The organism is Micromonospora sp. NBC_00362 (assembly GCF_026342155.1).
GTDB lineage: Bacteria > Actinomycetota > Actinomycetes > Mycobacteriales > Micromonosporaceae > Micromonospora > Micromonospora hortensis.
Genome location: NZ_JAPENH010000001.1, coordinates 6,535,867 through 6,549,221, shown reverse-complemented (window position 1 = coordinate 6,549,221; position 13,355 = coordinate 6,535,867). Strand labels below are relative to the sequence as shown.

Genomic DNA, 13,355 nt, shown 5'->3' with positions numbered 1-13,355 from the left:
TGGAGAGAAAATTGGGGTGCGGCCGGGAGCGAGCAGCTCCCGGCCGCACCCGCGATCACAACTCAATCGCCGAAGCAGCGACCAACATCAGGACTTCGGGATCTCCTGGTCCGGAACAACCTTGCCGCCGGTGACCTTGAAGGCCCAGACCTTGACCTGAGCCGGGTCCAGCTCGCCGGTCTCGGTGAACTTGTAGCTCGCCGCGACACCCTCGCCGCTGTAGCCCTTCACGAACTCCAGCAGGCCCTCACGGGTGGTCTTGCCAGCCTTGATACCGGCCAGCAGGATGTTCGCCGCGTCGTAGGCGGTGTCGCTGTAGGTGCCCGGGTCGGTGCCGTTGAGCGCCTTGAACTCCTGCACGAAGGTGCCACGGGCCTCAGCGGCCGGCTGGCACGGGCAGGTGAGGATGGTGCCCTCAGCCGCCGCCTGACCAGCGGAGGTGATGTACGCACCGTCGTTGACGCCGTCGCCGGCGACCAGCGGCGCGGTGACCCCGGCAGCGGTGAGCTGCTTACGGATCAGGCCGGCCTCCTGGTAGTAACCGCCGTAGAAGATCGCCTTCACGTTGGCGGCCTTGACCTTGGTGACCACGCCGGAGAACTCGGTCTGCTTGCCCTCGCCCTGGACCTTGTCCGAGCCGACAACCGCCGGGCCGAGCAGCTTCTTGACCTCGTCGGCCAGGCCGGCGCCGTACGCGGACTGGTCGTCGATGACGTAGACCTTGTCGGCCTTCATCACGTTCTTCATGTAGTTGCCGGCCGCCGGGCCCTGGCTGAAGTCGTTGCCGACCGCGCGGAAGAAGGTCTTCCACTTCTGGTCGGCCAGGCTCGGCCGGGTCGCGGACGGGGTGATGGTCACCAGGCCGGCCTCGTTGAACAGCGGGCCGGCGGCCTCGGACTCACCCGAGTAGGCCGGGCCGACGACGCCAAGGATCTTGGTGTCGTCGATCGCCTTCTGCGCCAGACCAGGCGCCTGGTCGGGGCTGCCCTGCGAGTCCAGGGAGGCCAGCTCGACCTTGCAGTCGGCGTTTTCCTTGTTGTACTTGTCGACGGCGAGCTTGACACCGTTGTTCTCGTTGATGCCGAGCGCGGCCGAGCTGCCGGTCAGCGCGCCGAAGAATGCGATCTTGCTGCCGCAGGCGTCACCGCCCCCGCCTGCCGCATCGTCGCCACTGGAGCATGCGGTTCCGCCGGCGACGAGCGCCACCATGGCGACCCCACCGATAACGCGCGCGAGCTTTTGCCTCAAGGCCCGAACCCTCCTCGTCCCATGGTCCGAACCACCCGCTGGCTATTGGCCCTTGCGGGGGCGGACGAACCAGACCGTCGTCGCCGGTCTGGGGCCGGACGTTATCCCACCGTGGAGCTGTGACGTAAGCCCCAAGCGAGCGGGTTGACCGAACCGTTACACGCCGTGGCGGATTGGAAACGATCCCTGTAAGAACCTTCGGTCGTGAAGCCTTTTCACCTTTGTTTCGTCGGCACCGGCCAGCGGGCTTCCGTCAGCTACCGATCGAGGTCTGAAACCCCCGCCCACCAGGCACGCGACGTTTTCCCATCGTTTGCCACCAGCAACAGTCGATCTCCCGTCGAGGTCACCGCGACCGCAGTGTCTCCGCTGTCCGGCACCGGCTGCGGCAAGATCATCGGCCGCCATGACTCGCCCACATCGACCGAGAGCCACAGTGTGTGACGGTCCCCGCCCCTCGTCACCGCCACCAACCTCTGCCCGACGGCCACCAGCCCCGCCGCCGACGCCACACCCGGTCCGGCCGCCCCGAATCCGCCCGCCCGCCGCCAGCCCTGCGCGGTCAGCCGCCAACTGCCGAACCCAGCCCGCACCGGCCCGACCGCCACCGGCACGTCGCCAACCACCGCCACCCGTTGCGCCTGCCCCCGCCCGTCCACCACCGGCAGGGCAGCCCGCCGCCAGCTCCGGCCGTCCGCCGAGGACCAGGCCAGCGGCGTCAGCGCGGTACCCCCAGGCGGCAGCAGCGCACCCACCACCAACCAACCCGACGGCACGGCGACCCCGTCGTACGCCGCCGTCCGCCCCCGCTCATCACCGGCCAACTCTGGTGCGCCCTCCACCAGCGCGAACCCGGCCCCGTCCGGGGAGATCCACACCGCCGCACCGTCGATCCGACTACCAGCGATCAACCAGCCCTGCGGCCCCGCCGCCAACCGGGCCACATTGACAGCGCGCGGCCCGCCGTACCGCTCGAAAGGCGCGTCCACCTCGTGCAGCGTGCCGTCCGACGCCTGCCTCCAGGTGCCAGTACGGGGATTGCCGTGCGCGCCCCCACTCTTCGCCCCGACCGCCACCAGCCGCCCATCCCGGCAGGCCGCCGCGGAGAGCACATGCTGCCGGCCGTAGAACGTCACCGGCGCCGTCGGCAGCGGCACCCAGGAACTGGCGTCCGGGCTGCTCCAGGCGGCCGGGCGGGTCTCCCCGGCCAGATCGACCACGCCGCCGACCACGTACCACCGGTCGGCACAGGCGGTGGCGTCGCGCAGCACCGATCGACCCGGCACACCCGGCGTGTCCGGCAGAACCACCGACTGCCAGGCAGGCCGGACCGGTAGCGGCCCCGCACAGTCGGAACAGGCCGAGGACTCACAGGCGGCCACCAGCACGGCGAGAACGCCGAGCACTGCCCCCATCCGCCTCGACACGGGTCGATGCCGATCAGGGTGCCGGCAGGGTCACCTCGCCGCCGGCGGTCTCCGCGAGGATCCGCTCGGCAACCTCTTTCATTGTCATCCGGTGGTCCATCGCCGTGCGCTGGATCCACTTGAACGCCTGCGGCTCGGTCATCCCGTACGTGGTCATCAGCGCGCCCTTGGCGCGCTCCACCGACTTACGGATCTCCAGACGGTCCGTCAGGCTCGCGACCTCCGCCTCCAGGGCCGCGACCTCCGAGTACCGCGACAGCGCGATCTCCACCGCCGGGACCAGGTCGCTCTTCTGGAAAGGCTTCACCAGGTACGCCATCGCGCCGGCCGCCCGCGCCCGCTCCACCAGATCACGCTGGCTGAACGCGGTCAGAATGATCACCGGGGCGATCCGGGCACCGGCGATGCGCTCGGCGGCGGCCAACCCATCCATGATCGGCATCTTGATGTCGAGGATGACGAGGTCGGGCTTCAGCTCCTCGGCGAGGCGTACGGCTGTCTCGCCGTCGCCGGCCTCCCCCACCACCTCGTAACCCTCTTCGACCAGCATCTCGGCGAGGTCCAGCCGGATCAGCGCCTCGTCCTCGGCGATCAGTACGCGCCTACGCTCGGCATCCGTCGGCATCTCAGCCACCAGCCCTACCCCCACCAGTCATAAGCCGACACCAACCCGACCGGGTGTCGCCGCCCTCAGCGTAGTAGGTAACCTATGGGAGGCCACCAGAGCATTCGGCCAAGCGTCCCCGTATTCCAACCGGCAGAGAAGCGGAGCTCAAACCTCCGACAGTGTGGGTTCGAATCCCACCGGGGGCACCAAAATTGTCGTACGGCTGTTCCAAAATCGTGCTGTGCACCCACCTGAACTGCGCCTACGAGCACGGCGTCAGCACCTCGCCGGCAGCACGGTCGCTGAGGTCGCCCGAGGACTGAGACTTCCCTATCCAACCGTTCGCGGCTGGTGCAGGGGGCCGGCTGAGCCACAACAGCAAGGCACCGAGTCCCGCTGCTTCCGCTGCCGACCCAACGTCAACATTCAGACAGATCCGTCGTCATACCTGTACCTACTTGGCCTCTACCTGGGCGACGGTCATCTCGTCACGTCCACCCGGGTCCCGGTGCTTCGCATCGCCTGCAGCGATAGCTGGCCAGGCCTGATCGAGGCCTGTGACGCCGCTATGCGAGCAGTGCTCGCCGCGAGGGTGCAGCGCGTCCAGCAGGTCGGCTGCGTCAGCGTGCAGAGTTCCGGCAAGCACTGGCCCTGCCTGCTCCCTCAGCATGGCCCTGGCAAAAAACACGAACGCCCGATCATCTTGGCCGACTGGCAACGCGAACTCGTGACGGCACACCCGGGCGACTTCCTGCGTGGACTGTTCCACTCCGACGGCTGCCGGTTCGCCAACCGGGTGACGGTGCGCGGCAAGGCGTATGTCTACCCGCGCTACATGTTCGTCAACGAGTCGGCCGACATCATGCGGCTCTGCCAGTGGAGCCTCGACCTGCTCGGCGTCGCCTGGCGGATGAACCGACGCAACTCGTTGTCGGTGGCGCGACGCGACGCCGTCGCCACACTGGACCGGCACGTCGGCCCCAAGTCCTGACCTGGCGCTCAGGCACGGGCCATGGCTGGCGCGCCGATGAAGTCCATGATCGCCTTGTTGACGTCGTCGGCGTGCGTCCACGGGATGCCGTGCGGGGCGCCCTTGAGGGTGACGAGCTTGCCGTTGGGCAGCATCGGTGCGAGCCGCTGGCCGGTGACCGGGTAGGGCAGCACCGCGTCTTGGTCGCCCTGGACGATGAGAATCGGCACGTCGATGCGGGGCACGTCGGCCCGGAAGTCGGTGGCGATGGCGTCGATGCACTGGTACATGGCACTGGCGGAGGCGAGCCGCCCGATGGCCCAGTGCGCCTGGAACGCTTCCTCGCTGACCTGTTTGCCCTTGGTCTTGTCGTAGTTGAAGAAGCTGGCACAGAAGGCGGTGAGGTAGGCGAACCGGTCTGCCGCGACGGCCTGCTTGAAGCCGTCGAAGACCCTTCCGTCGACCCCCTCGGGGTTGTCCGAGGTCTTGCGCAGGAACGGCGCCAGTGGGCTGAGCAGTACGCCTTTGCTGACCCGCTCGGAGCCATACCTGCTGAGGTAGCGGGTCACCTCACCGGTGCCCATGGAGTGACCGGCGAGGATGGTGTCGCGCAGGTCCAACTCCGTCATGAGGGTGTCGAGGTCGGCGGCCAGGGTGTCGTAGTCGTACCCGGTGTCCGGTTGGCTGGAGGCGCCGAAGCCACGGCGATCGTAGGTGATCACCCGGTGGCCGGCGTTGAGCAGTGGGTTGGTCAGCTTCTCCATGGTGGCGCCGTTGAACGGGAAGCCGTGGATGAGCACGACCGGCTGGCCGGAGCCGTGGTCCTCGTAGTAGATGTCGATGGCGGTGTTGTTCTCGGTGCCCACGGTGATGAACGGCACGTTCGTCCCCCTGCCGGTGTGGTGGATTCGGTCGGCGGGGCTTTCCCCAGCCGTCGCCGGTCATGCCGATCGTGGGAGCCTGCGAGGACGTGAGTGGCGAGGTCGACGACAGGGGTGCGATCTGATGCGGGTGGTTGTCTTCGGTGCGACCGGGATGGTCGGTCAGGGCGTGTTGCGCGAGTGCCTGCTGGCCGATGACGTGCGGGAGGTGCTGACTGTCGGTCGGCGGCCGACTGGTGTGCGGGATCCGAAGCTGCGGGAGCTGGCGGTCGCGGACGTGGGCGAGTTGGGCGCGGTGCGGGCCGAGTTGACCGGTGTGGATGCGTGTTTCTACTGCCTGGGGGTGTCCTCGTTGGGTCTGGACGAGGCCGCGTACACGCGGGTCAGCTACGACTACCCGATGGCGGCGGCGCGGTTGTTCGCGCAGGTGAGTCCGCAGGTCACCTTCGTCTACGTCTCGGGGCAGGGGACCGATTCGTCGGGTCGGGGTCGGGTGATGTGGGCGCGGGTCAAGGGGCGTGCCGAGAACGCGATCATGGATCTGCTGCCCAACGGTTACGCGGCGCGGCCGGGGTTCATCCAGCCGACGTACGGGGCGGTGTCGAAGACGCGGTGGTACCGGTTGGGGTACGCGGTCACCCGTCCGCTGTTTCCGGTGCTGAGTCGGTTGCTGCCGAATCAGGTCACCACTACCGACGGGATCGGTCGGGCGATGCTGCGGGTGGCTCGGCAGGGTTCGCCGGTGCGGGTGTTGGGCAACCGCGAGTTGCGCTGAGGGTCAGGCGATCGTGTCGAGGGCGTGGGCGATGTCGGCGCGGAGGTCTTCGGGGTCTTCGAGGCCGACCGAGAGGCGCAGTAGGGCGGCGGCGGGTTTGGCGTCGCCCTGGACCGGCCGGTGGGTGAGTGAGGCGGGGTGCTGGATGAGGGTGTCGACGCCGCCGAGGGACACCGCGTGGGTGATGAGGCGGCAGGCGTCGGCGACGGTGGCCGCGGCGGGCGCGCCGCCGTGTACCTCGAAGGCGAGCAGGCTGCCGGGTCCGGACATCTGCCGTCCGACCAGCGCCGCCGGGTCGTGCACCGAGGGGTGGTGCACCCGGTGTACGGCGGGGTGGTCGGCGAGCCAGCCGGCGAGTTTCTCGGCGGTGGCCTGTTGGGCGCGGACCCGCAGCGGCAGGGTTTGCAGGCCGCGGTGCAGCAGGTAGCCGCCGAGGGGGTGCAGGATCGCGCCGGTGACCGCGCGGACCTGGCGTAGCCGTGCGGCCCAGGTGTCGTCGCAGGCGACGACGCCGGCGAGGACGTCGCCGTGTCCGCCGATGCTCTTGGTGGCGCTGTGCAGGACGAGGGTGGCGCCGTGGCGGGCGGGTTGTTGCAGTACGGGGGTGGCGACGGTGTTGTCGACCAGCAGTGGGGTGTCGCCGGCCGCGGCGGCGAGGGCGGCGATGTCGACCAGGTCGAGTGTGGGGTTGGCGGGTGTCTCGACGATGATCAGTGCGGTGTCGGGGCGGATGGCGGCGGCGACCTCGTCGGGGCGCGTCCAGGTGACTGTGGTGCCGAGCAGGCCGGTGGCGAGGATGTGGTCGGTGCCGCCGTAGAGGGGTCGGACGGCGACGACGTGCCGGCGGTCGTCGCGGGCGGCGGCGAGCAGGGTGGCGGTGAGGGCTGCCATTCCGCTGGCGAAGGCGACGGCTTGGGCGGTGCCTTCCAGTTCGGCGAGGGCGGTTTCGAAGCGGGCGACTGTGGGGTTCCAGAGCCGTTGGTAGACGGCGCCGCCGTCGGCGGGGAGGGTGCCGCCGGTGGCGAGTTGCTCGTACGCGGCGCCGCCGTCGTCGACGGAGGGCAGCGGGTTGGTGGTGGACAGGTCGATGGGTGGTACGTGCACGCCGAGGGTGCGCAGGTCGTCGCGGCCGGCGTGGACGGCCCGGGTGTCCATCGTTGTCATGGCGGTAGCGTCGAACATTTGGTGGCTGGTGGGCAACGGTTCGGCAGATGATTCTGTTAATCGGGTTGGTGTCCGTCGCGGGTTCGGGCGAGGATGGCGCGATGCCCCCTGAGCCGAATGATCTGCGGCCGTATTCGGCCCTGGATGAGGTGGACCGCGCGATCCTGACCGAGCTGGCGGCGGACGGCCGGCTGCCGAACAACGCCCTCGCCGAGCGGGTGGGTGTGGCGCCGTCGACGTGCCTGACGCGTACGCGGGCGCTGCGCGAGCGTGGTGCGATCCGTGGTTTTCACGCCGAGGTGGATCCGGCGGCGCTCGGTCTGCCGTTGCAGGCGTTGGTGTCGGTGCGGTTGACAGCGCACGAGCGGGCGGCGGTGGACGCGTTCCGGGCTCGGTCGGTGCGGCTGCCGGGGGTGGTGTCGGTGTTCCACGTGGCGGGCGCGGAGGACTACGTGCTGCATGTGCGGGCGGCGTCCGGCGACGCGTTGCGGGACTTCGTGCTGGACCATCTGGCGGTGGACCCGGTGGTGCAGCACACCCAGACCAGTTTGATCTTCGAGCAGGCGCGTGGGATGGGCTGAGCGGCGGGTGAGGTGGCCGACGAAAACCCGTATCCCGGAACAAAGCCGGCCGGCGACGGGTTGGCTGACCGTGTGATCACCGTACCGTTGTCTGTTCTTGATCTTGCCCCGGTCGCCAAGGGCACCACCGCTGGCCAGGCGTTGCAGGCCACCACCGAGTTGGCCCGTCGCACTGAGGAGTTGGGCTACCACCGGTTCTGGGTGGCCGAGCACCACAACATGCCGGCGATCGCCAGCTCCGCCCCCGCGGTGCTGCTGGCGCACCTGGCGGCGAACACCTCGACGATCCGGCTGGGGTCGGGCGGGGTGATGCTGCCCAACCACGCGCCGCTGGTGGTGGCCGAGCAGTTCGGCACCCTGGAGGCGTTGCACCCGGGTCGGATCGACCTGGGCATCGGGCGGGCGCCGGGCACCGACCAGGTGACGGCGCTGGCGTTGCGGCGCACCATGGAGGGCCTGTCGGCGGAGGGTTTCCCGCGCGAGCTGACAGACCTGATGAACTACTTCAGCGGGGAGAAGCCGGGGCAGATCATCGCCACGCCGGGTCGCGGTGAGCAGCCGGCCGTGTGGCTGTTGGGCTCCAGCGGTTTCAGCGCCCAGCTCGCCGGTCTGCTCGGTCTGCCGTTCTCCTTCGCGCACCACTTCAGCTCGCAGAACACCCTGCCGGCGTTGGCGCTGTACCGGCAGAACTTCCGGCCGTCGCAGTGGCTGGACAAGCCGTACGCGATGGTGGCGGTCAACGCGGTGTGCGCGGAGACCGACGAGCGGGCCGAATGGTTGGCCGGGCCGAGCGCCCTGTCGTTCCTGAAGTTGCGCTCCGGGCGGCCGGAGCCGCTGTCGACGCCCGACGAGGCGGCGGCCTACCCGTACTCGGAGATCGAGCGGGAGTTCGTCGTGGCGCGCCGTGACGGGCAGGCGATGGGCTCGCCGGAGACGGTGCGGCGGCAGCTCACCGAGCTGGTGGAGCGCACCGGCGCGGACGAGCTGATGCTGACCACGCTGGTGTACGACGTGCAGGACCGGGTGCGGTCGTACGAATTGATCGCCGAGCAGGTGGCGGGCGGTCTCCGCCAGAACGCGTGAAACACGATCTTCACGTCAGCGTCACCCTGCCGACCCGGACGGTGCCTAATGTTGGTGCCGGTGGTGGTACGGCATTCCCGGTCGGGACGGGTTGGGAATGCCGCGGTGTGGCGCACCGGGCCGGAGCTGAGCGGATTCCGCGGCTGCGGCCCGGTGCCTGCCACCCTAGGCGACCCCACTCGGGACCGCTAGGGGTTGCATCAACGTAGATAGATGTCTGGCGTGGGTGGGGTGCCCATTCCGTTGCCGATGAAGAACCCTGGGTGCGGCGGTTGGTTGTAGGCGGTGTTCTGCCACGCGATCGCCACCCGATACTGCGGGTCGTGCATGAGGGTGTAGATCCGGGTGCTGGTCGGCGTGGGTGTGCTGTAGATGCGCAGCGCCCGGCTGTCGGTGGTCCGCCAGATCACCTCCTCGCGCCAGTCGCCCAGGATGTCGCCGGAGAGCGCCGGAGTGGACTTGGTGCCGTTGTTGGACGCCACCTGACTGCCGTCGAGGAGCCGGGTCTCGCCGCCGGTGCCGTACTTGTCGATCTTCGTGCCGTCGAGCAGTTCTCGCACCGGGTCGCCGTCCCACCAGGCGAGGAAGTTGGCCGAGGACGGCTTGCGGCCGACGTTCTGCCCTCTGGTGTTTGCCAGTCCGGCGACCGCTGACGACCACGACTCCGCGCCGGGACTGCCCGCCCAGATGTCCGCGGAGACGCCCCGGCCGTTGTCGCCGGACGCCGGCGTGGACCAGAGGACCTGACCGGTACGGGCGTCGGCGAAGTAGGAGCTGGGCTTGCTGGCGTCCTCGTCGACCTTGAACACCTCCAGGCCGGCGCGGCCCGGGTCCAGGTCCCCCACGTGCAGGGCGTCGCCGTGGCCGTTGCCGGTCGAGTGGAGCAGCCGGCCGTTGTCGTCGATGGTGGCGGCCCCGTACACGATCTCCTGGCGACCGTCGGCGTCGACGTCGGCCACGGAGAGCTGGTGGTTGCCCTGGCCGGCGGCGGCGCCGTTGCCGGAGGAGTTCGAGTCGAACGTCCAGCGCTTGGTCAGCGTGCCGTTGCGGAAGTCCCAGGCGGCGATCACCGCCCGGGTGTAGTAACCCCGGGCCATGATCAGCGAGGGGCGCTGCCCGTCCAGGTACGCGGTGCCGGCGAGGAAACGGTCCACCCGGTTGCCGTACGAGTCGCCCCAGGACGACACGGTGCCGCGCGGCGGGTCGTAGGTGACGGTGGAGGCGATCGCGCCGGTCTGCCCGTTGAACATGGTCAGGTACTCCGGGCCGGACAGCACGTAACCGCTGGAGTTGCGGTGGTCCGCCGACGACGAACCGATGAGCTGACCGGTGCCGGAGCGGGTGCCGTCGGCGGTCTTCATCGCCACCTCGGCGCGGCCGTCGCCGTCGTAGTCGTACACCTGGAACTGGGTGTAGTGGGCGCCGGCCCGGATGTTGCGGCCCAGGTCGACCCGCCACAACCGGGTGCCGGTGATTGTGTACGCGTCGACGTAGACGTTGCCGGTGTAGCCGGACTGGGAGTTGTCCTTGGCGTTGGACGGTTCCCACTTGAGCACGATCTCGTAGGTGCCGTCACCGTTGAGGTCACCGACGGAGGCGTCGCTGGCGCTGTACGAGTAGCTCTCGCCGCTGGGGGTGCTGCCCCCGGCCGGGACCTGCAACGGCACGTCCAGGTAGCCCGCGCCGAACTGCAACGCCGGCGCCGACGCCGCCTGCTCGGCGCCGCCCACCACGGCCCGCACCGTGTACGCCGAGCCGGCCGCCGCGCCGTTGTCGAGGTAGTTGGTGGCGCCGGTGATCGGGCTGGCGTTGACCTTTGTGGAGCCCCGGTAGAGGTTGAACGCCACCCCGGAGGTCTCGGTGCCGAGCAGCCGCCAGGAGACCAGGTTGCCGCTGCCGGAGCGGACGCTGACCAGCCCCCGGTCCAGCTTCTCCATCTGCACCACCCCGGCCGACGGCGGTGGCGTGGTCGGAGGTGGGGTGGTGGGTGGCGGGGTGGTGGGTGGCGGGGTGGTCGGCTCGTCGGTGGGTGGCGCTCCGGTGCAGGTGGTGCCGTTGAGCGTGAAGCCGCCTGGCACCGGGTTGCTGCCGGTCCACGAACCGTTGAAGCCGAACGAGGCGCTGCCGTTCGTGGCGATGGCGGTGTTGTGGTCGACGTTGCGCGCTGTCACCTGGGCGCCGGACTGGGTGACGGCGGCGTTCCACGCCTGGGTGACCTGCTGGCCCGCGGCGTACGACCAGGTGACGGCCCACCCGGTGATCGGGTCGCCGAGGTTGGTGACTGTGACGTTGGCGCCGAAGCCGCCCTGCCACTGGTTGGTGATCTGATAGTCGACCCGGCAGCCGACGGCGGCGGCCGAGGCGACGACCGCGCCGAGGGTGCCGGCCACGACGGTGGCCGCCGTCGTGGCGGCGAGCAGGATCAGCCGATGTCTGGACGGGTGCATGCACTGCCTCCGGGGATCCGGTGATGATCGCCACGACCCACCGGCCCTGCCCGGGAAGCACAGTGGACCGCACCCACCGCGACGGCGGCGGACGGCGATCTGATCGGGGTGAAACGCCCTGGAACTCACGGATCCGACTCACCGCGCATCGTAAGGCAAGCGCTTTCCGCCCCGCAACATCGATGATTGCTGATCTTCCCGGTCTTGCCCTCGCGATCAATGCCTGATCAACTCGTCCGGGTGAGCGCTCACCACATGGACCCTGACGAGTTTCGTCGAGCCGGCCACGCCGTCGTCGACTGGATCGCCGACTACTGGGCGACAGTAGAGCAACGACCGGTCGCCCCGGCCGACCCTCCGGGCACGGTGGCCGCCGCCCTGCCCAGCGGGCCGCCCACCACCGGCGGCGAACCGGTCGAGGCGATCCTCGCCGACCTGGACTCGATCGTCGTACCGGGGCTGACCCACTGGCAGCACCCGGGCTTCTTCGGCTACTTCCCCGGCAACACCTCCGGCCCGAGCGTGCTCGGCGACCTGGTCAGCTCCGGGCTCGGCGTCCAGGGCATGCTCTGGGCCTCCAGCCCGGCCTGCACCGAGCTGGAGACGGTGATGATGGACTGGCTGGCCCACCTGATGGACCTGCCACAGCGATTCCGCTCCACCGGCGCCGGCGGTGGGGTCATCCAGGACTCGGCCTCCTCCGCGACGCTGGTGGCCACCCTGACCGCACTGCACCGGGCCAGCGGCGGCCGCTGGCGGCACACCGGCATCGACCGGCGCTACCGCGCCTACACCTCCATCCACGGGCACTCGTCCATCGAGAAGGCCGTACGGATCGCCGGGCTGGGCAGCGACGGAATCCGGGCGATCGATGTGGACCCGGACACCCAGGCGATGCTGCCGGGCGCGCTGCGCGCCGCCATCGAAGCCGACCTGGCCGCCGGTGACGTGCCGGCCCTCGTGGTGGCGACCATCGGCACCACCTCCACCACCGCCGTCGACCCGCTGCCGGAGATCGGGGCCATCTGCGCCGAGTACGGGATCTGGCTGCACGTGGACGCCGCGTACGCGGGCTCCGCCGCCGTCTGCCCCGAGCTGCGGTGGACACACGCCGGCCTGGAGTACGCCGATTCCTACTGCTTCGACCCGCACAAGTGGCTACTCACCGGCTTCGACTGCGACGCGTTCTGGGTGGCCGACCGGGCCGAACTGATCGAGGCGCTGACCGTACTGCCGGAGTTCCTGCGCAACGCGGCCTCCGAATCCGGCGCCGTGATCGACTACCGGGACTGGCAGGTGCCGCTGGGCCGGCGGTTCCGGTCCCTCAAGCTGTGGTTCGTGCTGCGCTGGTACGGCGCCGAAGGGCTACGGGCGCACATCCGCTCCGGGGTGGCGCTTGCCGAACGGTTCGCCGAGCGGGTCCGCGCCGACGACCGGTTCGAGTTGGCCGCGGCGCACCCGTTCTCACTGGTCTGCTTCCGACTGCGCGCCGACGACGACACCAACGCCGCGTTGCTGGCCTCGGTGAACGCCACCGGGCGGGTGCACCTCACGCACACCCGGGTCACCGACCGCTACACGCTGCGGCTGGCGGTCGGTTCACCCCAGACCACCGAAGCGCACATCGACGAAGCCTGGACCCTGCTCTCCGAGGCAGCCAACACTCTGCCTACCCCCTAACCCGCCGTAGCCCCGCCCACTCCCCCGCGCCCCGCGCCCCGCACCCCCGCGCCCCGCGCCCCGCGGCCCGCGGCCCGCGCCCCGCGGCAAGATCTGCGCAACTTCCCGGATGTTGCTGGCTCCGACGCGCGAGAGACAGCAACATCCCTGATGTTGCGCGGATCTCGACGACGAACACCAGGCCCGACCGACCGGGACAGGGTTCAGGGCGCCCACCACCGCCAAGGTCACGCTCTATCCACGATGTAGTGGCCACGACGGGCCGCGATGCCACTACATCCGGGATGTTGCGCGACCTTGACCGCGGTGGGCACGGCGCGAGGCACCAGGGGACGCGGGACACGGCGGGCCCGGACACGACAGGCCCGGGACACGACAGGCCCGGACACGACAGGCCCGGGACACGACAGGCCCGGACACGGCAGGCCCGGGAAACGGCAGGCCCGGGACACGGCGGGGCGGGGCGAGGCGCGGAGTGAACGACGCCCGCCG

General features: G+C 70.0%; 11 protein-coding genes and 1 tRNA gene. 6 read left to right on the top strand and 6 right to left on the bottom strand.

Going from position 1 to position 13,355, the window contains the following annotated elements; genetic code table 11:
* Nucleotides 1-87: 87 nt before the first annotated feature.
* From OG992_RS30295 to OG992_RS30285, 3 genes are all read right to left on the bottom strand, one after another.
* Nucleotides 88-1,248, bottom strand: a complete 1,161-nt coding sequence (locus tag OG992_RS30295) for a branched-chain amino acid ABC transporter substrate-binding protein (RefSeq protein ID WP_238686058.1) — start codon at nucleotides 1,246-1,248, stop codon at nucleotides 88-90.
* 257 nt (nucleotides 1,249-1,505) lie between these two features.
* Nucleotides 1,506-2,675 carry a hypothetical protein gene (locus OG992_RS30290; RefSeq protein WP_266304926.1) on the bottom strand — a complete coding sequence of 390 codons (1,170 nt, stop codon included), beginning with the start codon at nucleotides 2,673-2,675 and terminating at the stop codon, nucleotides 1,506-1,508.
* Nucleotides 2,676-2,688: 13 nt separating this feature from the next.
* Nucleotides 2,689-3,309, bottom strand: coding sequence for an ANTAR domain-containing response regulator (locus tag OG992_RS30285; protein ID WP_112582684.1), 621 nt, complete (start codon nucleotides 3,307-3,309; stop codon nucleotides 2,689-2,691).
* Between the two features lie 105 nt (nucleotides 3,310-3,414).
* On the opposite strand from OG992_RS30285, the gene OG992_RS30280 reads away from it, so the two are divergent.
* Both OG992_RS30280 and OG992_RS30275 read left to right on the top strand, forming a co-directional pair.
* Nucleotides 3,415-3,491, top strand: a tRNA-Leu gene (locus OG992_RS30280).
* Between the two features lie 518 nt (nucleotides 3,492-4,009).
* Nucleotides 4,010-4,273 carry a hypothetical protein gene (locus OG992_RS30275; RefSeq protein ID WP_266304925.1) on the top strand — a complete coding sequence of 88 codons (264 nt, stop codon included), beginning with the start codon at nucleotides 4,010-4,012 and terminating at the stop codon, nucleotides 4,271-4,273.
* Between the two features lie 8 nt (nucleotides 4,274-4,281).
* Here OG992_RS30275 and OG992_RS30270 read toward each other — a convergent pair whose 3' ends face one another.
* Nucleotides 4,282-5,133 carry an alpha/beta fold hydrolase gene (locus tag OG992_RS30270; protein ID WP_266304924.1) on the bottom strand — a complete coding sequence of 284 codons (852 nt, stop codon included), beginning with the start codon at nucleotides 5,131-5,133 and terminating at the stop codon, nucleotides 4,282-4,284.
* 124 nt (nucleotides 5,134-5,257) lie between these two features.
* On the opposite strand from OG992_RS30270, the gene OG992_RS30265 reads away from it, so the two are divergent.
* On the top strand, nucleotides 5,258-5,908 hold the full coding sequence (locus OG992_RS30265) for an epimerase (protein WP_238686054.1): 651 nt from the start codon (nucleotides 5,258-5,260) through the stop codon (nucleotides 5,906-5,908).
* A 3-nt stretch (nucleotides 5,909-5,911) separates the two neighbouring features.
* Here the strand turns inward: OG992_RS30265 and OG992_RS30260 are convergent, their stop codons facing one another.
* Nucleotides 5,912-7,090: a PLP-dependent aspartate aminotransferase family protein gene (locus OG992_RS30260; RefSeq protein WP_266304923.1), complete on the bottom strand. Its 1,179-nt coding sequence runs from the start codon at nucleotides 7,088-7,090 to the stop codon at nucleotides 5,912-5,914.
* A gap of 83 nt (nucleotides 7,091-7,173) precedes the next feature.
* Between OG992_RS30260 and OG992_RS30255 the strand changes: the two genes are divergently transcribed.
* Together OG992_RS30255 and OG992_RS30250 are read left to right on the top strand one after the other, a co-directional pair.
* The gene (locus tag OG992_RS30255; protein WP_238686052.1) at nucleotides 7,174-7,653 is read left to right on the top strand and encodes an Lrp/AsnC family transcriptional regulator; all 480 of its coding nucleotides are present in this window, start codon (nucleotides 7,174-7,176) and stop codon (nucleotides 7,651-7,653) included.
* 72 nt (nucleotides 7,654-7,725) lie between these two features.
* Nucleotides 7,726-8,736, top strand: coding sequence for an LLM class flavin-dependent oxidoreductase (locus OG992_RS30250; RefSeq protein WP_266304922.1), 1,011 nt, complete (start codon nucleotides 7,726-7,728; stop codon nucleotides 8,734-8,736).
* Between the two features lie 200 nt (nucleotides 8,737-8,936).
* On the opposite strand, the gene OG992_RS30245 is transcribed toward OG992_RS30250, so the two are convergent.
* Complete coding sequence (locus OG992_RS30245; RefSeq protein ID WP_323181925.1) at nucleotides 8,937-11,183, bottom strand: cellulose binding domain-containing protein; 2,247 nt, start codon at nucleotides 11,181-11,183, stop codon at nucleotides 8,937-8,939.
* Nucleotides 11,184-11,423: 240 nt separating this feature from the next.
* Between OG992_RS30245 and OG992_RS30240 the strand changes: the two genes are divergently transcribed.
* Nucleotides 11,424-12,863, top strand: a complete 1,440-nt coding sequence (locus OG992_RS30240) for a pyridoxal-dependent decarboxylase (RefSeq protein ID WP_266304921.1) — start codon at nucleotides 11,424-11,426, stop codon at nucleotides 12,861-12,863.
* The last annotated feature ends 492 nt before the right edge of the window (nucleotides 12,864-13,355 follow it).